This is a genomic window from Pantoea sp. GM01, from assembly GCF_000282675.1.
Classification (GTDB): Bacteria; Pseudomonadota; Gammaproteobacteria; order Enterobacterales; family Enterobacteriaceae; genus Pantoea; species Pantoea nemavictus.
The window spans coordinates 16,064-34,003 of the sequence record NZ_AKIU01000065.1; the positions used below are offsets into that span (position 1 = coordinate 16,064).

Here is a 17,940-nt window from a genome sequence, read left to right on the forward strand (position 1 = left end):
TATGAAAAACAACGGCGCACTCGCGCTCTCAACGCCGGGCAAAGCGTTCAACTCACGCGAAAGCCTGATTCTGCTGCTGTTAAAACTGCGTACCTTTATTGCGCTGTTCCTGATTGTCGGTTTCTTTGCCATTACCGTGCCGGATTTCCTCGCGGTCGGCAGCATGGTGATCATGGTGAAACACATCGCCATTAACGCCTTCCTCGCGCTCGGCATCACCTTTGTCATTATCACTGCGGGCATCGATCTCTCCATCGGCGCTACGCTCGGCCTGTGCGGCATGATTGCCGGCTGGCTAATCACCAAAGGCATTGTGCTGCCGATGTTCGGCATCGCCATCTTCCCCAGCGTATGGGTGATCGTGCCGATTGTATTGCTGATTGGCGGAGTGATAGGCGCGGCGAATGGCTGGATCATCACCCGTTATAACGTGGCGCCGTTCATCTGCACGCTCGGCACCATGTATATCCTGCGCGGCACCGCGATGCTCACGTCGGGGGGCGAAACCTTTCCCGGCTTGCAGGGCAATGAAATGCTCGGTAACACCGGATTTGACAAGATCGGCGCCGGCTATTTTCTCGGCTTGCCGTGGGCCATCTGGATGATGGTGCTGCTGGCGCTGGTGATCGCGTACGTTGCGCGGCGCCTGCCGTTTGGCCGCCAGGTTTATGCCATTGGCGATAACGAACGCGCGGCGGAACTCTCGGGCGTGAAGGTGAAGTCGGTAAAAATCTGGGTATATGCCATTTCCGGTTTCTGCGCGGCAATTGCCGGCATCGTGGTCTCTTCACAGTTGGTGGCCAGCCATCCGGCGAACGGTACCTCATTCGAAATGAACGCCATCGCTGCGGTGGTGCTGGGCGGCACGTCGCTGGCCGGTGGACGCGGCACCATCCTCGGTACGCTAATTGGCGCTTTCGTCATCGGTTTCCTCGCCGACGGATTAATCATGATGGGGGTGAGCGAGTTCTGGCAGATGGTGATCAAAGGCATTGTGATTATTGTGGCGGTGATCATCGATCAGATGCAGAGCCGCATGCAGCAGAAAGCGGCGGTGGTGGCGCAGAAAGCGCTGATTGAGGAGGGCGCTAGCCCGGCAAAAAGTTAATCGGTTGGGTGCAGGCGCCGATTGTCTGCACCTTTTTTTATTCATCGAGAATAAATATTCATCAATGCTTTAAAATTCAGAGGTGTCTATGAATCCTTTCAAATATTCGGTAGCGGATCTGGCCGCCAAAGCGCGCGCTGTGCGCCGTCGCATCATCCAGCTTAACGCTGGGAGCCCGGCTGGTGGGCACACCGGTGCCGATCTCTCCCAGGTAGAGATTCTCACCGCGCTCTATTTCCGCATTCTTAACTGCGCGCCGGATCGCACCAACGATCCGCAACGCGACATCTATATCCAGTCGAAAGGCCATGCCGTCGGCGGTTATTACTGCGTGCTGGCGGAAGCGGGCTATTTCCCTACCGAATGGCTGCCGACGTATCAGCATGCTGATTCACATCTGCCGGGCCATCCGGTACGACAGAAAACGCCGGGCGTTGAACTGAACACCGGTGCGCTGGGGCACGGATTACCGGTCGCCGTCGGCATTGCGCTGGCGGCGAAAAAAGATAACAGCGACCGCCGCATTTTTGTCGTCACCGGCGACGGCGAACTGGCGGAAGGCAGTAACTGGGAAGCGGCGCTGGTGGCGGCGCATTACGGCCTCGATAACCTGGTCATTATCAACGATAAGAACAAGCTGCAGCTGGCAGGCCACACGCGCGACATCATGAACACCGATCCGCTGCCGGAAAAATGGCGCGCCTTTGGTCTGGAGGTGAGCGAATGCAATGGCAATGACATGGCTGCCGTAGTTGAGGCCATTGAAACGCTGCCACGGAACGGCGGCAAACCGCAGGTCATTGTGGCGCACACCGAAAAAGGCTTCGGCATCTCCTTTATTCAGGGCAAGCCCGAGTGGCATCACCGTGTGCCGAAAGGCGAAGAGATTGAGTTGGCACTGGAGGAGTTGAAAGATGAGTAATGCAAAACACCTGGCGACGGTAATGGTCGAGGCATTTATCGATGCGGTGAATCGCGGCGTTGATTTAGTGCCGGTGGTGGCCGACTCCACCTCAACCGCCAAAATTGCGCCGTTCATCAACGCGTTTCCCGATCGCCTGATTAACGTCGGCATCGCGGAACAAACGTTAGTGGGGACCGCTGCCGGACTGGCGATTGGCGGCAAAGTCGCCGTCACCTGTAATGCCGCGCCGTTCCTGGTTTCCCGTGCTAATGAGCAGGTAAAAGTCGACGTCTGCTACAACAACACCAACGTTAAATTGTTTGGCCTGAATGCCGGTGCCAGCTATGGGCCGCTGGCCAGCACCCATCACAGCATCGACGACATTGCGGTGATGCGCGGCTTCGGCAACATCGAAATCTATGCGCCATCCTGCCCGCTTGAGTGTCGCCAGATCATTGAGTACGCGCTGGCGCATGTGGGCCCAGTGTATATCCGCCTCGACGGCAAAGATCTGCCGCAGCTGCACGACGAAGACTACCAATTCCGTCCCGGCCAGATTGATGTTTTACGTGAAGGTGATGACATCGTGCTGGTGGCGATGGGCTCCACCGTTCACGAGGTGGTTCACGCCGCTGAGCAACTGCATGAACAAGGCATTACGGCGGGTGTGATCGCCATTCCATCGATTCGACCTTGTGATACCCAACGGCTTCGCGAGCTGTTAAATCACTACCCAGCGGTAATTAGCGTGGAAGAGCATAACGTCAACGGCGGGGTTGGCAGCCTGGTGGCAGAAGTGTTGGCTGAAGGTGGCTGCGGCATTCCCCTGCTGCGATTGGGTATTCCGGATGGTGAATACGCGATTGCCGGCGATCGTGCCTCAACCCGGGCACGCCATGGCATCGATGCGGCCAGCGTGGTGAAGAGTGCGGTACGTATCTGTGCAGGAGCGTAATGATGGCAGGTTCGTTGATACTGGCGATTGATGAAGGTACCACTAACGCCAAAGCGATTGCGGTGGATGGCGCAGGAACGGTGGTGGCGCGCAGCAGCCAGCTGCTGACGCTGGCCCATCCGCAGCCGGGACTGGCGGAACAAGATCCGCTGGCGATTTGGCAGGCGGTAAAACGAGCGGTCGAAGAGTGTCTGGCGCAGTGCGCGGGCGCGGCAGTGGCGGCGGTGGCAATCAGTAATCAGCGCGAGTCGGTGTTGATCTGGCAGCGGCACAACGGCCAGCCGTTGACGCCGTTAGTCAGCTGGCAGGATCGCCGATCGGAAGCCTTTTGCCGCGACTTACGCGTGGCCGGCAAAGCGCCCCGTATCACCGGCCTCACCGGATTGGCGGTGGATCCGATGTTTCCAGCCGGCAAACTCACCGGCATGCTGGCCGCGTTGCCGAACGGCCTGGCGCGGGCGCAGGCCGGTGAACTCTGTATCGGTACCGTGGACAGTTGGTTGAGCTGGCAACTGAGTGAGGGTGAAAGTTTCGTCACCGATCATGCTAATGCGGCGCGTACTCAACTTTATAACCTGCACAGCGGCGACTGGGACGATGAGCTGCTGGCGTTATTCCACATTCCACGCGCGGCGCTAGCGCAGATTGTGCCCTCGGCCAGCGCCCATGGCGTGGTAACACGTCAGGATATGCCCGGTTTAACGCCGGGCACACCGATTCTGGCGCGCATCGGTGATTCGCATGCCGCGCTGCAAGCGCAGCGTAACGGCAACGAAGAGGTGGTAAAAGCCACTTATGGCACCGGGTCATCGTTGATGATGTCGATGGCGACGCCGCTGCTGACCGAAAATGGCCTCAGCACCACGGTGGCCTGGCACGACGGCACGCTGCGCTACGCTTTTGAAGGCAACATCACCCATACCGGATCGGGGGCGGCGTGGCTTGGCCGCATGTTGGGCATCCAGGACCCGCGTGAACTCACGGCTCTGGCACAGCATAGTGAGCACAATCAGGGCATCTATTTTGTGCCCGCGCTTTCCGGGCTGGGCGCACCCTGGTGGGATCTGAAAGCGCGCGGCATGGTGTGCGGGCTGACCGATGCAGCCACGCCGGAAGTGCTGGCGCGCGTGGCGCTGGAATCGATCACCTTTCAGATCGCGGACGTGTTTTTCGCGATGGAACAAGCCAGCGGCGTGCGGCTGCCAGCGCTGTGCGTTGATGGCAGCGCCACGGAAAACGGCTGGTTGATGCAGTTGCAGGCGGATGTATTGCAGCGGCCACTGAAGCGCGTGCCGACGCCGGAGGTTTCCGCACTGGGCGCTGCGCTACTGGCGGGCCGCACGTTAGGCTGGTGGCAGCAGGGCAGTGAGATGCAGGCGCTGCAGGGGGGCAGCGTCATTATGCCGCGTGAAGAGCAGGCGAAAAGCATGCAGGAGAATTATCAGGGCTGGCTCGAAGCGGTGGCGCGTTGTCGTTATCAGCCGCATTGACCGGTGCGGTTTTCGTCAGGTGCGCATTGATGCGCACCTGCAACATCGGTCGCCATACATGGCGACCCTACGGTTGAACTGTGCACAATGATGCGTACCGGGATTACTGGAACCGATTCGCCTTATCACGCGCCAGGCGCTCCAGCGCAAAAATTACCTGCTGTAGCTGACGTTCCTGAATCGGTTCGATGGCGGTAAAGCGGAAGCTCAGGCGCGGTGTCACGCGGGTATCGTTCTTGCTGGTCACCACGGTACGTTCACCGATGTGTAGCAGCTGCGCCGTCACTTCAAAATGGCCATATTCAGCGAGATCAACGCGGAGTTTTTTAAAGGTATCGCCACGGTTGAGCCCTTCTGGCAGCGCTTCATCCAGCAATACGCCGACGCCGCCTAAGGAGAGATCCTGCAGACGGAAACGCGCAGTACGGCCATCAGGCCACTGGCTGTGGCAGTAAAACACCGGCTCCAGCGGCGCATTCACGCGGAAAAATTCACGGCGCTGAATTTGCCATACCAATTCGGGTAGCGATGCGGCAAAAGCGGGCAGACCTTCAAATTCGATACGTTGTAAACCGGTTAAGCCAAATTCCACTTTGGCGCCGTGTGTTTCGGCGGCAATATTGATTTCGCCACCTTGCAGCGCTAAATCGTTATCCAGCGCATTGCTGCCGAGGTCAAAGATCACTTGATCTTCATCGGCTGACAGCATGCGGCTGATAAACTGACCGCGCGAAAAATTCACCATCAACGGGGTTTGAAAACGCAACAGGTCTTTCATCACGCCCAAAACAGCTAACGTGCCTCGCTTGAGGTATTGTTCTTTATCGGCTTCTCCCACGTCCTGCTCCATTATCCGATTGTTATTTTCACGACTGCCAATGCTGTTCGACTGTTATCGGCGTATTCACGCTGAGCTTTAGCCTGCTAACGATGATTTACTGTGGCAAGTTGCGATGCAGATCAAAAAATCCCGGCTATACTTGTTGCGGTGAACACATTGATTAATAACGTAAGGAGCAGTACATGGGTATTCTTTCATGGATTATTTTTGGTCTGATTGCCGGTATTATCGCCAAGTGGATTATGCCGGGTAAAGATGGCGGCGGTTTTATCATCACCGTAGTGCTGGGTGTGGTGGGTGCGGTTGTCGGTGGCTGGATCAGTACCCTGTTTGGTTTCGGTAAAGTTGACGGTTTCAACTTCGGCAGCTTCGTGGTGGCGGTCGTGGGTGCCATTGTGGTGCTGTGGATTTACCGTAAAGTTCGAAGTTAACCGCACAGAGATTTGATGAAATCCGCCATCCCAACCAGGATGGCGGATTTTTTTATACCTGCTTAAAAGTCGTAGCCTACCGTTGCCATCACGGTACGCTCGGCGCCGCGATAGCAGTAACCGGTGCCATAACAGGCCGCCAGATACTTTTTATCCGTCAGGTTGTTGGCATTGACCTGCAGCCATGCCCCCTTCAGCTGTGAATTCCACGCGCCAAGATCCGCACGTACCGACGCATCGAACAGCGTCACCGATGGCAAACGCGTGGTGTTTTCGTTATCCGCCCACTGTTTTCCGATATAGCGCACGCCAGCCCCGGCACTCAAACCGTAATCAAACTGATAGTGACCCCACAACGATGCCATGCTGTTTGGCGTCACGTAAGGTGTATGACCATCGTTACCGTCTACGGAGTCTTTGAAGCGCAGATGATTCAGCGTGTAACCCGCGATGGTGCTGAAACGCGAGGTAAGCTGATTACGTGCTTCCAGCTCAATACCCTGTGAATGCACTTTGCCCGATGGCGTGTAAGTACCGTCCTGCACGTTACGGTTGGCGACATCATCCTGGGTTAAATCGTATAGGGCGATGGTGTACATATCGCGCGTGCCGACCGGCTGATATTTCACGCCCGCTTCGTACTGCTCGGAGGTGGTCGGTTTCAGCTGATTGCCATCAGGATCGGTCAATGAGGCGGGGGTAATCGCCTGGCTCCAGCTGACGTAAGGCGATACGCCATTGTCGAAGGCGTACAGCAGCGCAGCACGGCCGCTGATGTGATCGTCCTGACGACGGCTGTTGCCATTTTCTGACACGATGCGGTCGTAGCGGCCCGAGAGATCCAGATGCCAGCGATCGAGCTGCAACTCATCCTGCAGATACAGGCCGGTCTGATAATAGCGACGCGTTTGCGCTGTCCAGGCAAAATCTGGCATCGCGCCGACGGCTTCACCGGTCCACGGGTTCAGCGCACTCGCTGCGCCGCTAGAGTCGCTGATGTCGTTTTTATAACGATGGTATTCGGCACCCAGCGTCACGCGATGTTGTAACGCGCCGGTGGCAAAATCGGCCTGCAGCTGGTTATCGTTGGCCCAGGCGTTGAGTGATGAACGCTCGCCGGAGAAGTAGCGATTCAGCAAGTCTGGATTGGTGGCATTCCAGCCAATCTGATACACCTGATCGAGCTCGGTATTAGAGTGACTGTAGCTGCCGGTAGAGTGCACTGACCACACATCGTTGAAGCGGTGTGAAAAATCATAGCTGTAGATCTGTTCGTGGCGTTTGAACTGATCGAGCGCGCTGTCGCCTTCGTAGAAGCTATCGCTTAACTTACGACCATTATGACTGTAAAGCGTGCCTTCTGCGGGTACCGAACCGTGATAGCCACCAGACGGATCTTTCTGCAGATAGGCGCGCAGCACTAAATTGGTGTCTTCACTTGGCTGCCACATCAGCTGCGGTGAAATCGCATACTTCTCTTCACGGGTGTGATCGTATTGGGTATCGCTGTTGCGTGTGATGCCGGTTACACGGAATGCCCACTGGTCATTGATGGCGTTGGTGTAATCAAACGCGGCGCTGTTGGTGGCATTCGTGCCAGTAGACAGGCGGAAATGACCCTCTTCAGCAAACTGCGGACGCTTACTGACCATATTCACCAATCCGCCCGGCACGGTTTGGCCATACAACGCAGAAGAGGGGCCTTTAATCACATCTATGCGATCGAGGAACCAGTTATCCACCTGCAGAATGTTGAAGCTGCCGCCGTCACTCATCACGCGCAGTCCATCAAGGAAGGTATTATCGACATCACCGCCGTGGAAGCCGCGCAGGGCGATGGTGTCATAACGCGTGGCGGCACCGCCAAAGTTGGTAAACACGCCCGGTGTATAACCCAGTGCCTGATTGAGATCCTGCGCACCCTGATCTTGCATTTGCTGACGCGTTACCACCGAGATGGATTGTGGGGTGGTAATCAGCGGTTGATCGGTTTTACTGGCACCGCTGCTGCGCGTGGCGAGATAACCTTGCGTCGGTGAAGTGGCGCTCTCCTGCGGCTGAGCGGTAACGACAATCGACTCTTCCGCAAAGCTCGCAGCGGGTAGAGCCAGCGCAAGCGCACACAGCACGCGGCCACGTTTAAGGGTAAACAGCGAGGTCATGAGGGTTCCTGTTGTTATTAATGGGAATGGCTATCGATATCAGATTGAGAATTATTATCTTTTAATGCGGGTGTTTCAAGGTGTGAATTTGTTGTAAGAGGGTTGTGAGGAAAATGCACAGATGACGCATACAAGCCGTAGCGGCGCGATTTATCGCGCATAATAATGGCGGAATTATGCCCATCCAGAGGATGCGCAATAAATTACGCCGCGACGGAATGTGCGGTTGCCGGGCCTGTTCGCCCGGCATGAGGGATAGGATTACTTCGCGGAAGTCAACGCAGGCATATCAGGAATATCACCGGCGCTATTACAGGTTTTGTCTTTCGGGCAGTATTTGTCGAGCAGTTTCAGCGTCACGCCATTGGTCCAGCCGAAACCGTCCTGCAGCGGATATTCACCGCCGCCACCGCCGCCCAGCTGCGCGCCTTCCACCACATATTTCTCAACCAGTTTGTGCTCCTTGTCGTAAGTTGCCTGCACGTTTTGCAGGAAGCGCTGACCAATCTGCTGCGCCAGCTTCGGCTGGTTGTAATGCTCCAGACCTTCTACCGCCACCCACTGCAGCGGGGCCCAGCCGTTTGGCGCATCCCATTGCTGGCCGTTGTTTACGGTGGTGGTAACCAATCCGCCGGGTTTCAGCAACTGTTTCTCCACCGCTTTAGCGGTGCGATCTGCTTGTTTATCGCTCGCTACCTGCATATAGAGCGGGAACAGCGTGGCTGCCGTAAGCTGAGGATGTACCTGCTTTTTCTGGAAGTCGTAATCGGCGTACCAGCCTTGTTTGTCGTTCCACAGATAACGATTGATCGCTGCCTGACGTTTTTCGGCATCCGCAGCAAACGCTTTGGCCTTGTCATCCTGCTTGTCCAGTTTGGACGCTTTCGACAATGTCTGTTCGAGGTGGAACAGCAGGCTGTTGAGATCGACCGGCGCTAACTGCGTGGTGCGGATCGAGGCCAGATTATGGGCATCAGTAAACCAGCGCGAACTGAAATCCCAGCCTGACGCCGCGCCCGCACGCAGATCGCGATACACCTGCTGCTTATTGCGCTCCGGCGCTTTGTTCGCCGTGTTGACATCATCCAGCCAGGATTCGGTACGGGGTGCGTCGCGATCGTCCCAGTAGCGGTTGAGCAGCGTGCCGTCGCTCAGTTTAATCACCCGTTTGCTGGCCTGACCGGCGGCGACTTTATCGCTGTCCGCCATCCAGTAGTCGTACTCTTTCTGCAACTGCGGCAGGTATTGACGATAGACATCGTCGCCTTTGTGCGTCGCCAGCAGGTCAATCATCAAGCTGAAGAACGGCGGCTGCGAGCGGCTGAGATAGTAGCTGCGGTTGCCGTTAGGAATATGGCCATATTTGTCGAGTTCGGTGGCGAAGTTATCCACCATATCCTGCACGCGATCCCAGTGACCGCTCTCCGCCAGGCCCAGCATGGTGAAGTAGCTGTCCCAATAATAGACTTCGCGGAAACGACCGCCGGGCACCACATAAGGTTTTGGCAGCGGCAGCAGTGAATCATATTGGCTGGCGCTCTGCGCAGTGCGCGTCAGCACCGGCCACAAACCGTTGATGTGCTCTCGCAGGCTTTGTCCGGATGGCGGTACATATTTGTCTTGCTCTTTCGGCAGCGTAAAGTTGCTGTCGACAAAGTGCTTGAGATCGAAGTTGCGCTGGCTTTTCTGCATCTGCCAGTCGGCGAGAATCGAAGAGGGATTCGATTTTGGCACCGCATCGGCGAAGGTTTTCTGATCCGGATAAAATTTCGCCTGCTGCACCGCATTGAACAACGGTCCCAGGCGCACATCCGGTGGCTGCGGTTGATTGCTGAGCATGCGGCTTTGGTCATCGGCGTGCGCGGCGCTGGCGCCGGCCAGCAGTGCGGCGCTGAGTAAAAAGGTCAGACGCGCGGGCGTGAATACGGCATTTTTTATCATCGGTTTTTCTCCTTGTCCGAAAAGGTGGTGTGCTAACGCATTGACCACCCGAACAACTTTAGTCGCTATCGCGTCGCTTAGCCTTGTGTCGCAGTGGAAATGTGAAGCGCCCGGAATTAATCACCTGAGAAATTGCATTAAGGCTAAGGTTTTTGCTTGCCCTGTACGGCTATTTGCCTGAGGCTGAAAGAAAAAAAGGAGAGCTGTATGGAGATTATCTGGTATCACCCATCGCTGGCACCGCACGGTTGGCTGGACGGTTTACGTCAGCGTTTACCTGAGGCGCGCGTTCGTCACTGGCAGCCAGGCGACACGGCCCCGGCCGATTACGCCATCGTGCGTTCTCCGCCGGTTGAGATGCTGGCAGGCCGTCAGCTAAAAGGTGTATTTGCCATGGGCGCGGGCGTCGACGAAATTCTTAAGCAAATTCGTGAAAATCCACAGATGCTGGCTGACGAGGTGCCGCTGTTCCGGCTGGAAGACACCGGTATGGCGCGCCAGATGCAGGAGTATGCCAACTGGTGCGTGCTGGGCTGGTTCCGCCGCTTCGCTGACTATCGCCAACTGCAGCAGCAATCGCAGTGGCAGGAGCTTGATGGGCGGGATCGGCACAACTTCACCGTTGGTGTTTTAGGCGCGGGCGTATTAGGCCGCAGCGTGCTGGAAAGCCTGCGTCAGTGGGGTTTTCCGTTGCGTAGCTGGAGCCGCTCCGCCAAACAGATTGACGGCGTGCAGAGTTTCCACGGGCGCGATCAGCTGAATGCCTTCCTCGATGGCACCCAGGTGCTGATCGATCTGCTGCCCACCACGCCGGAGACCACGAACTTAATCGATAGCCAATTTTTGCGCGTGTTACCGCACGGTGCCTGCTTCCTTAACCTGGCGCGCGGTGCGCATGTGGTGGAAGCCGATTTGCTCGCCGCGCTGAATAGCGGTCAGCTGGCGGCTGCCGCGCTGGATGTGTTCCAGACCGAGCCGCTGCCGCAGGATCATCCATTGTGGTCTCATCCGCATGTCACAATCACGCCACATACTGCGGCTATCACGTTGCCGGGTGAAGCGATGGATTACATTGCGGATGCCATACTTGCTCTACAGCAGGGCGATAAGCCAGGCGGTTTGGTCGATCGCCAGCGCGGTTATTAACTCACATTTGGTCAGGAGATGAAGATGTATCCCGTTGATTTACATATGCACACTGTCGCCAGCACCCATGCATACAGCACGCTGCATGATTATGTGGCGCAGGCGAAACAGAATGGCTTAAAGCTGTTTGCCATTACCGATCACGGTCCGGATATGGCCGATGCGCCGCACTATTGGCACTTCGTCAACATGCGCATCTGGCCGCGCGTGATTGACGGCGTCGGCGTACTGCGCGGTATTGAAGCCAACATCAAAAATCAGCATGGCGAGATTGATTGCAGCGGCCCGATGCTGGATGCGCTCGATCTGATCGTCGCCGGCTTCCACGAGCCAGTGTATGCACCGCGCGATAAAGCGCATCACACCGAAGCGATGATTGCCGCCATGGCTGGAGGTTTAGTGCATATCATCTCTCATCCCGGCAACCCAAAATTCCCGGTAGATATCCGCGCGATTGCCGAAGCTGCGGCGCACTACGATGTGGCGCTGGAGATCAATAACTCCTCCTTTACGCATTCACGGCCGGGCAGCGAACCGAACTGCCGCGCTATTGCTGAAGCCGTGCGCTATGCCGGTGGTCGCCTGGCATTTGGTTCCGATTCGCATACCGCGTTTACGCTGGGGCATTTCGAACACTGCATTCGCATCACCAGCGAAGTGGATTTTCCGCAAGATCGCGTGTTAAATGTCACGCCGCGTCGCCTGCTCGATTTCCTCGAACAGCGCACCGGCAAACATATTGCTGAATTTGCTGATTTTTAACTTTTTGCCTCAAGGAATTCTGTTGCATGAATGAGTTTTCCATTCTCTGCCGCGTCATCGGCTCGCTGTTTAATCGCCAGCCGCAGGATCCGCTGCTGGTACCGCTGTTCACGCTGCTGCGCGAAGGCAAACTGCAACAGCAGTGGCCGCTGGAGCAGGAGGAACTGTTGACGCGTCTGCAGCAGAATAGCGATCCCCAGGCGCTGGCCGCCGATTACAACGCGCTGTTTGTAGGCAGCGAGTGCAGCGTGCCACCGTATGCTTCGCAGTGGCCAAATGGCCCACAGGAAGCCGAGGTGCGCGCCTTTCTCAGCGCCCGCGGCATGCCGCTAAGCGAAGCCCCGGCCGATCACTTCGGCGTGCTGCTGCTGGCGGCGTCGTGGCTGGAAGATCAGTCGGCGGAAGATGAATCCGCCGCACAGCTGGCGCTGTTCGATGAGTATCTGCTGCCGTGGTGCGGCGCGTTCCTCGGTAAAGTGGAAGCGCACGCTACCACGGCGTTTTATCGCACGCTGGCCGCACTGAGCCGTGAAGCCATGCAGGCGATGTATGACGAGCTTAACGAAGAGCAGGGCGACGAGGCGTAATCGTTACCAGCTGGCTGCGCTGCTGCCGAGTTTGACACCCGGCGTAGCGCAGATCATTGGCGTGCCGGGCAGATAAGCCGCGGCACGCAATCTCTGCGCAATCCCCCACTGATTGAATTCCACACTGCTCAGCACATCATCGCGTTGCGCCTCAATACCGTTTTGCCCATTTTCTGGCGCGGCACCGAACTGTTGCAACAGCTGCGCCGTACGTGCCAGCGACAAACGCGCCTGCCAGCCGACGCCGTGGCTTAACCGTTGACGCAGACCTTCCAGCACCGCTGAAGCCATCAGGTAGCCGGTGGCGTGATCGAGCGCCTGCACCGGCAGCGGTGTCGGTTTGTTGCTGCCGCTCCAACGCATGCCTTGCTCGGCGATGCCGCAGCCCATCTGCACCAGGCTGTCGAATCCGCGCCGGTTGCGCCACGGCCCGCTCCAGCCCCACGCATTAAGGCTGACATCCACTAAGCCGGGTGCCAGTTTGCGGCGGGTATCGGCATCCAGTCCCAGTTTCTCCAGCGCATCGGCACGATAACCGTGTACCAGCACATCGCTGTGTTGCAATAGTTGGCGCAGCTGTTCGCGCCCGGCCCGTGATTTGATATCAAGACGCGCACAGCGTTTGCCGCAGGTGATCTCCTCTTCCAGCGTCGGCTCGTGCCAGTCGGGCGGATCGATGCGCAGCACATTGGCGCCAAGGCTGGCGAGAAAGCGCGTGGCGACCGGACCGGCGATGATGCGGGTGAGATCCAACACGCGTACGCCGAGCAGCGGGCGTGCGGGCGACAACGTCCAGCCTGGCGTCGGCGCCTCACCGCAGGCCAGCTGTGCAATCAGCGGCTCATGTTGCACCGCGCTGCCTTGCGGATGCTGCTGCCATTGTGCTTCGCTGCGCATCTGCGCGGCGCAACCGCCGGCCTCAATTACCGCCTGCTCGAGCGCGGCGGCGGGCCAGCGTGCGACCGCGTCGGCCAGTGAGGCGCGATGGGCATGCTGGCCAAGAACCTGCTCCATCGCGGCACGATGATGAGCGGCATTAGTGTGCAGGCGGACCCAGCCGTCGGCGCTGGCGTAATCGCCGGCGAATTCGTCCCACAGCGCAGCGGGAGGCCGATTAAGCGGAATCAGGCTGTGTTGAAACCAGCGTGAGGCAAGACGGACGTTGATGCTGACCGGCGCGGATTGGCCGAGTAAGTCGCTCAGCGCCTGGCTGGCCAGCCCGATGCTGGTGGCCGCCAGTTCACTGACGGCAAAGGCAGACGCGAAGGTTTCGGGTTGGAGGAAGGTGAGCGAGGGAAGCGCATCTGCGCCTCGTAATCCCTGCCACATTTGCTGCCACAGTGCGGCAGCACGTTGAGAATCCATGTTGAGTCTCCGGATAACGCGCGAGACTCAAGCATAGCAGAGGCAATTTAACGGCGACGCAAGCGTAAACGGGGGAAACGCGCGTGCATGCGCAGGTTACGCAGATTGATCACGGCAATCGCGGTCCCCAATACCACCAGCGAAGCGCCGAGAACCTTAAAGCTGTTCATGCTATCGCCGAGCACCAGTACGCCCATCAACACCGCCAGCACCGGCGTCAGCAACGAGTAGGGCATGATCAGATTCACGTTGTACTTCTTCAGCAACGCGTACCACAGCGTGTAGGCCACAATCGACGAGGCCAGCGCGCTGTAGAGAATACCAAACCAGCCGCGCCAGCCCGCGTGGCTCAGCGCGTAAAACTGGTGTGATTCGGTGAGCCAGGAGGCTGCGCCGACAATCGGCACCGCAAGGAAGGAGATCCAGCCGGTAAGCGTCAGCGGTTTAATCGGCGGCGATTTTTTCACAATCATATTGCTAATGGCCCAGCCGAAGGCGCTGCACAGCAGAATGCACAGCACCCACCAGGCCGGAATGGTGGGGCTACCCGACAGCACCGCCACGCCGCTTAACGAAATCGCGATACCGATCAGCTGTATCGCGCGCAGCTTCTCTTTCAGAATCACCATCGCCAACAACATGGCAATCGGCGTGCCGAGCTGCACCACAATGGCACCGGTGCCGGCATCGGTGTAACGCATGCCGACAAACAGCAGCGAGAAGTGCATAAAGCCAAAGGTGAACGCCAGCGTCAGCAGCCACGGCAGCTGCGCGCGCGTAATGCGACAGAAGGGCACCAGCACAATCGCCACCACCACAAAGCGCATCCAGGTAAGAAACAGCGGGGGAAGTTCCAGCAATCCCCACTTTACCGCTACGTTATTGAACGCCCAGATGGAAACCACCATCAGAACCATAAAAAAATGCCGCGCTGCCACAATGTCTTCCTTCACCGTCAATCAGGATTAATACCGGCTAATGATGGCATGAAGGCGATGATTTCGGGCGTGTCTGAGGAAAAAAATTTCGTTGAAGCATTAGCTTATGCAGGAAAAAAATAAGACATGTTGCTGATTTACTGTCAAAGTGGATGTCCGAAAAGCGACCATAATGAGGAACGTATTCGGCATGACACAGACCCGCGCATTACCCCTTGCCCTGATTCAACTCGACGTTCCGCCGCCACAGGTTGTGGCACAAATTGGTGAACAACCGCAGTGGTTTATCGATGCGCTGCAGCTGCAGCCCGATGACTATGTGATTGTACGTCCGCATCTGGGCGATGATTTACCGGCGTTTGACCGCGTCAGCGGCGCGATTCTCAGCGGTTCCTGGGCGATGGTGACCGATCACGCCGACTGGAGTGAACGCACCGCCGCCTGGATTCGCGGCGTGCTGGATGCAGAACTGCCGCTGCTCGGCGTGTGTTACGGTCATCAGCTGATGGCTTACGCGCTGGGTGGCAAAGTGGGCGATAATCCGCAAGGCTGGGAGCGTGGACTGAAACCGCTGACGTGCAGTGCGCAGGCGAAAACCGATCCCTGGCTGGGGCCCTTACCGGGCGAGTTCAAGGCGTGGTTGTCCCATCGTCAATCGGTATTAACGCCGCCGCCGCATGCGCAAGTGCTGGCGAGTTCGGCGCAGGATGGCTGTCAAATTTTGCGTTATTCACCGCAGGCGCTGTCGGTACAGTTCCATCCGGAATTTACCCGCGACATTATGACGGCTTGTTTACCGGCGGGCGTCAGCGATGAGGGTACGCCATTGGTGGGGGAAGATTGGTCGCGTGAACTGTTACGGAGCTTCTGGCAGCAAACGCGGCCGCAGCCGCGCGTGCAGGCTCAGGGCGCGTAATGACGGGTGCAGCGATAGACCCACGCGGGTGGCATGTTTTTCAGCACCCGCTGGCGTTCCCAGGTGAAGTAACGCGATAAATTGGGTTGGGTAAACGAGGTGTATTGAAACTGAACAAATACGCCGCGTGGACCCAGCGCATCATGCACGGCGCTGAGAATCGCATCGCGCGTGGCGGGCGGTAAGGACAGCAGCGGCAGGCCAGAAAAAATCACATCATATTCCCCAGCGAGATACTCAGCCGAACAGGCACGCACTTGCATGCGCGGGTCCGGTAAGCCGCGCAGACTTTTCACCAGTTCCGGGCTGATTTCAAACACATCCAGCTGTGCTTCCGGCGCCATGCGAGCCAGTAGATGACGCGTCAGAACGCCGTCACCGGCGCCGAGTTCGGCGATGCGCATACTGCTATCCCAATTCACTGCATCGCACATGGTGCGGCACAGCGCGGCGGAAGAGGGCGTGATGCTGCCCATTTTGCGCGGGTTGCGGATAAATTGCTGAACAAAGTTCGCTTTGGCGCGCATTAACGTCAGGGCTGAAGCCAACATCTGTTTCTCCTGGTTAGTATCCTGCTTCATATTGACCACATATTTGGCCCATGTTCCGCTTTTTGCTGCATCTGCGGGAAAACTCGGAATTATCTGTAGCAGCGACCGCACGCCAAATTTCCCACGATGCGGTCACAGTTTCCCGCTCTGCGATCTGACAGGCTGGCACCGATCGCTCAATGTTAATAACAGGTTTCATAGTTGTTAATCGCCACTCTGTCCCGCAAGGAGAAACACCATGCGTTACGCTGCTCCGGGAGAACAAGGTTCTCTCATTACTCTGCAATCGCGTTATGGCAACTTTATCAACGGCGAATTTGTTGCGCCGGTGAATGGAAATTACTTCCTCAACACCTCCCCAATTAATGCTTCCACCATTGGCGAATTTCCGCGCTCGGATCGCGCTGATATCGATAATGCCGTTGCCGCCGCGCAGGCCGCCGCCGATGCGTGGGGCAAAACCTCGCCGCAGGCACGATCGTTAGTGCTGCTAAAAATTGCTGACCGGCTGGAAGAGAATCTGGAATACATCGCAGTCAATGAGACCTGGGATAACGGCAAGCCGGTGCGCGAAACGCTGGCCGCCGATCTGCCGCTGGCGGTCGATCACTTTCGCTATTTCGCTGGCTGCGTGCGTGCGCAGGAAGGGACAGCGGCTGAAATCGATGAGTTCACCGCCGCCTACCACTTCCACGAACCGCTGGGCGTGGTAGGGCAAATCATTCCATGGAATTTCCCGCTGCTGATGGCGGCATGGAAACTGGCGCCGGCACTGGGCGCAGGCAACTGCGTGGTGTTGAAACCGGCTGAGCAAACGCCGCTGTCAATTACGCTGTTTATGGAGGTGATTAAAGATCTGCTGCCGCCGGGCGTGATTAACGTGGTGCATGGCTACGGCAAAGAGGCCGGCGAAGCGCTGGCGTCGCATCCGGGTATCGCCAAAATCGCCTTTACCGGATCAACCGCCACTGGGGGGCATATTCTCGAACTGGCCGCGAAAAGTCTCATCCCGTCCACCGTCGAGCTAGGCGGAAAATCGCCGAACATTTTCTTCGAAGACATCATGGACGCGGAGGAGAGTTTCATTGAGAAAGCCGCAGAAGGCGTGGTGCTCGGCTTCCTCAATCAGGGTGAAGTCTGTACCTGTCCGTCACGCGCGCTGGTGCAGGAGTCGATCTTCGAGCCGTTTATGGCAGCGGTGATGAAGCGTATCAAAACCATCAAACGTGGCGATCCGCTGGATACCGAAACCATGATTGGTGCGCAGGCCTCGCAGCAGCAGTTCGATAAAATCCTCTCTTATCTGGAAATAGCGCAGCAAGAGGGCGCGCAGGTGCTGCACGGCGGCGGCGTGGAGAAGATCGGTGAGGAGTTTGCCAGCGGCTACTATATCCAGCCGACGTTGCTGAAAGGTGACAACAGCATGCGCGTGTTCCAGGAGGAGATCTTTGGACCGGTGGTCGGCGTGCTGACCTTTAAAGATGAAGCCGAAGCGCTCGCCATCGCCAATGACTCGATTTATGGTCTCGGCGCGGGCGTGTGGACGCGTGATATCAATCGTGCCTATCGCATGGGCCGTGCAATCAAAGCGGGTCGCGTGTGGACCAACTGTTATCACCTCTATCCGGCACATGCGGCGTTTGGCGGCTATAAAAAATCGGGTATTGGCCGCGAAACCCACAAAATGATGCTCGACCATTATCAGCAAACCAAAAACCTGCTGGTGAGCTACAGCACCCAACCGCTCGGTTTCTTCTGATCCACCAAGGGCAGCAGAGTCATCTGCTGCCCGTTCACCTCTCCGTCATCTTGCCTCTGCAGGATAGTCATGTCGCAAGAAATT

Annotated in this window: 16 protein-coding genes; 10 read left to right on the plus strand and 6 right to left on the minus strand. The window is 57.4% G+C overall.

All coding sequences use genetic code 11. The features are described 5' to 3' along the window. Position 1: 1 nt before the first annotated feature. The 4 genes from PMI17_RS18720 to PMI17_RS18735 all read left to right on the plus strand — a co-directional run bounded on the left by PMI17_RS18720 (position 2) and on the right by PMI17_RS18735 (position 4,457). Complete coding sequence (locus PMI17_RS18720; protein ID WP_007891542.1) at positions 2–1,108, plus strand: ABC transporter permease; 1,107 nt, start codon at positions 2–4, stop codon at positions 1,106–1,108. A gap of 88 nt (positions 1,109–1,196) precedes the next feature. Further along, positions 1,197–2,030, plus strand: a complete 834-nt coding sequence (locus PMI17_RS18725; RefSeq protein ID WP_007891543.1) for a transketolase — start codon at positions 1,197–1,199, stop codon at positions 2,028–2,030. Continuing rightward, entirely contained in the window at positions 2,023–2,967 is a 945-nt protein-coding gene (locus tag PMI17_RS18730; protein WP_007891544.1) for a transketolase family protein, read from the plus strand. The genes PMI17_RS18725 and PMI17_RS18730 overlap by 8 nt, the downstream gene beginning before the upstream one ends. Before the next feature lie 2 nt (positions 2,968–2,969). Next, a complete protein-coding gene (locus PMI17_RS18735; protein WP_007891545.1) occupies positions 2,970–4,457 on the plus strand; it encodes an FGGY family carbohydrate kinase in 1,488 nt (495 codons plus the stop codon). Positions 4,458–4,560: 103 nt separating this feature from the next. Here the strand turns inward: PMI17_RS18735 and PMI17_RS18740 are convergent, their stop codons facing one another. Continuing rightward, positions 4,561–5,295, minus strand: coding sequence for a flagellar brake protein (locus tag PMI17_RS18740; protein WP_007891548.1), 735 nt, complete (start codon positions 5,293–5,295; stop codon positions 4,561–4,563). A 185-nt stretch (positions 5,296–5,480) separates the two neighbouring features. On the opposite strand from PMI17_RS18740, the gene PMI17_RS18745 reads away from it, so the two are divergent. Continuing rightward, positions 5,481–5,729, plus strand: coding sequence for a GlsB/YeaQ/YmgE family stress response membrane protein (locus PMI17_RS18745; protein WP_007891551.1), 249 nt, complete (start codon positions 5,481–5,483; stop codon positions 5,727–5,729). Positions 5,730–5,791: 62 nt separating this feature from the next. Here PMI17_RS18745 and PMI17_RS18750 read toward each other — a convergent pair whose 3' ends face one another. Both PMI17_RS18750 and treA read right to left on the minus strand, forming a co-directional pair. Further along, positions 5,792–7,891, minus strand: coding sequence for a TonB-dependent siderophore receptor (locus tag PMI17_RS18750; RefSeq protein ID WP_007891555.1), 2,100 nt, complete (start codon positions 7,889–7,891; stop codon positions 5,792–5,794). A 261-nt stretch (positions 7,892–8,152) separates the two neighbouring features. Then, entirely contained in the window at positions 8,153–9,832 is a 1,680-nt protein-coding gene (gene treA / locus PMI17_RS18755) for an alpha,alpha-trehalase TreA (RefSeq protein WP_007891562.1), read from the minus strand. Between the two features lie 207 nt (positions 9,833–10,039). Here treA and ghrA point away from each other — a divergent pair, with 207 nt between their 5' ends. The 3 genes from ghrA to PMI17_RS18770 are packed head-to-tail and all read left to right on the plus strand — an operon-like array spanning position 10,040 to position 12,327. Continuing rightward, complete coding sequence (gene ghrA, locus PMI17_RS18760; RefSeq protein ID WP_007891564.1) at positions 10,040–10,978, plus strand: glyoxylate/hydroxypyruvate reductase GhrA; 939 nt, start codon at positions 10,040–10,042, stop codon at positions 10,976–10,978. Between the two features lie 24 nt (positions 10,979–11,002). After that, a complete protein-coding gene (locus PMI17_RS18765; RefSeq protein ID WP_007891566.1) occupies positions 11,003–11,740 on the plus strand; it encodes a phosphatase in 738 nt (245 codons plus the stop codon). Between the two features lie 26 nt (positions 11,741–11,766). Then, entirely contained in the window at positions 11,767–12,327 is a 561-nt protein-coding gene (locus tag PMI17_RS18770) for a molecular chaperone (protein ID WP_007891569.1), read from the plus strand. Between the two features lie 3 nt (positions 12,328–12,330). Here PMI17_RS18770 and PMI17_RS18775 read toward each other — a convergent pair whose 3' ends face one another. Further along, positions 12,331–13,692, minus strand: coding sequence for a CoA transferase (locus tag PMI17_RS18775; RefSeq protein ID WP_007891572.1), 1,362 nt, complete (start codon positions 13,690–13,692; stop codon positions 12,331–12,333). Positions 13,693–13,739: 47 nt separating this feature from the next. Further along, the gene (locus PMI17_RS18780; RefSeq protein WP_007891574.1) at positions 13,740–14,630 is read right to left on the minus strand and encodes a DMT family transporter; all 891 of its coding nucleotides are present in this window, start codon (positions 14,628–14,630) and stop codon (positions 13,740–13,742) included. 190 nt (positions 14,631–14,820) lie between these two features. Between PMI17_RS18780 and PMI17_RS18785 the strand changes: the two genes are divergently transcribed. Continuing rightward, on the plus strand, positions 14,821–15,546 hold the full coding sequence (locus tag PMI17_RS18785) for a glutamine amidotransferase (protein WP_007891576.1): 726 nt from the start codon (positions 14,821–14,823) through the stop codon (positions 15,544–15,546). On the opposite strand, the gene PMI17_RS18790 is transcribed toward PMI17_RS18785, so the two are convergent. Continuing rightward, entirely contained in the window at positions 15,534–16,097 is a 564-nt protein-coding gene (locus PMI17_RS18790) for a class I SAM-dependent methyltransferase (protein ID WP_007891578.1), read from the minus strand. The genes PMI17_RS18785 and PMI17_RS18790 overlap by 13 nt on opposite strands. Positions 16,098–16,335: 238 nt before the next feature. On the opposite strand from PMI17_RS18790, the gene PMI17_RS18795 reads away from it, so the two are divergent. Continuing rightward, positions 16,336–17,856: an aldehyde dehydrogenase family protein gene (locus PMI17_RS18795; RefSeq protein ID WP_007891579.1), complete on the plus strand. Its 1,521-nt coding sequence runs from the start codon at positions 16,336–16,338 to the stop codon at positions 17,854–17,856. Positions 17,857–17,940: the final 84 nt, after the last annotated feature.

Bases quoted from the DNA above. Each gene is read 5' to 3' on its own strand.
- PMI17_RS18720 (WP_007891542.1), top strand. From the start codon at position 2: ATGAAAAACAACGGCGCACTCGCGCTCTCAACGCCGGGCAAAGCGTTC.
- PMI17_RS18725 (WP_007891543.1), top strand. From the start codon at position 1,197: ATGAATCCTTTCAAATATTCGGTAGCGGATCTGGCCGCCAAAGCGCGC.
- PMI17_RS18730 (WP_007891544.1), top strand. From the start codon at position 2,023: ATGAGTAATGCAAAACACCTGGCGACGGTAATGGTCGAGGCATTTATC.
- PMI17_RS18735 (WP_007891545.1), top strand. From the start codon at position 2,970: ATGGCAGGTTCGTTGATACTGGCGATTGATGAAGGTACCACTAACGCC.
- PMI17_RS18745 (WP_007891551.1), top strand. From the start codon at position 5,481: ATGGGTATTCTTTCATGGATTATTTTTGGTCTGATTGCCGGTATTATC.
- PMI17_RS18750 (WP_007891555.1), bottom strand. From the start codon at position 7,891: ATGACCTCGCTGTTTACCCTTAAACGTGGCCGCGTGCTGTGTGCGCTT.
- treA (WP_007891562.1), bottom strand. From the start codon at position 9,832: ATGATAAAAAATGCCGTATTCACGCCCGCGCGTCTGACCTTTTTACTC.
- ghrA (WP_007891564.1), top strand. From the start codon at position 10,040: ATGGAGATTATCTGGTATCACCCATCGCTGGCACCGCACGGTTGGCTG.
- PMI17_RS18765 (WP_007891566.1), top strand. From the start codon at position 11,003: ATGTATCCCGTTGATTTACATATGCACACTGTCGCCAGCACCCATGCA.
- PMI17_RS18770 (WP_007891569.1), top strand. From the start codon at position 11,767: ATGAATGAGTTTTCCATTCTCTGCCGCGTCATCGGCTCGCTGTTTAAT.
- PMI17_RS18775 (WP_007891572.1), bottom strand. From the start codon at position 13,692: ATGGATTCTCAACGTGCTGCCGCACTGTGGCAGCAAATGTGGCAGGGA.
- PMI17_RS18785 (WP_007891576.1), top strand. From the start codon at position 14,821: ATGACACAGACCCGCGCATTACCCCTTGCCCTGATTCAACTCGACGTT.
- PMI17_RS18790 (WP_007891578.1), bottom strand. From the start codon at position 16,097: ATGTTGGCTTCAGCCCTGACGTTAATGCGCGCCAAAGCGAACTTTGTT.
- PMI17_RS18795 (WP_007891579.1), top strand. From the start codon at position 16,336: ATGCGTTACGCTGCTCCGGGAGAACAAGGTTCTCTCATTACTCTGCAA.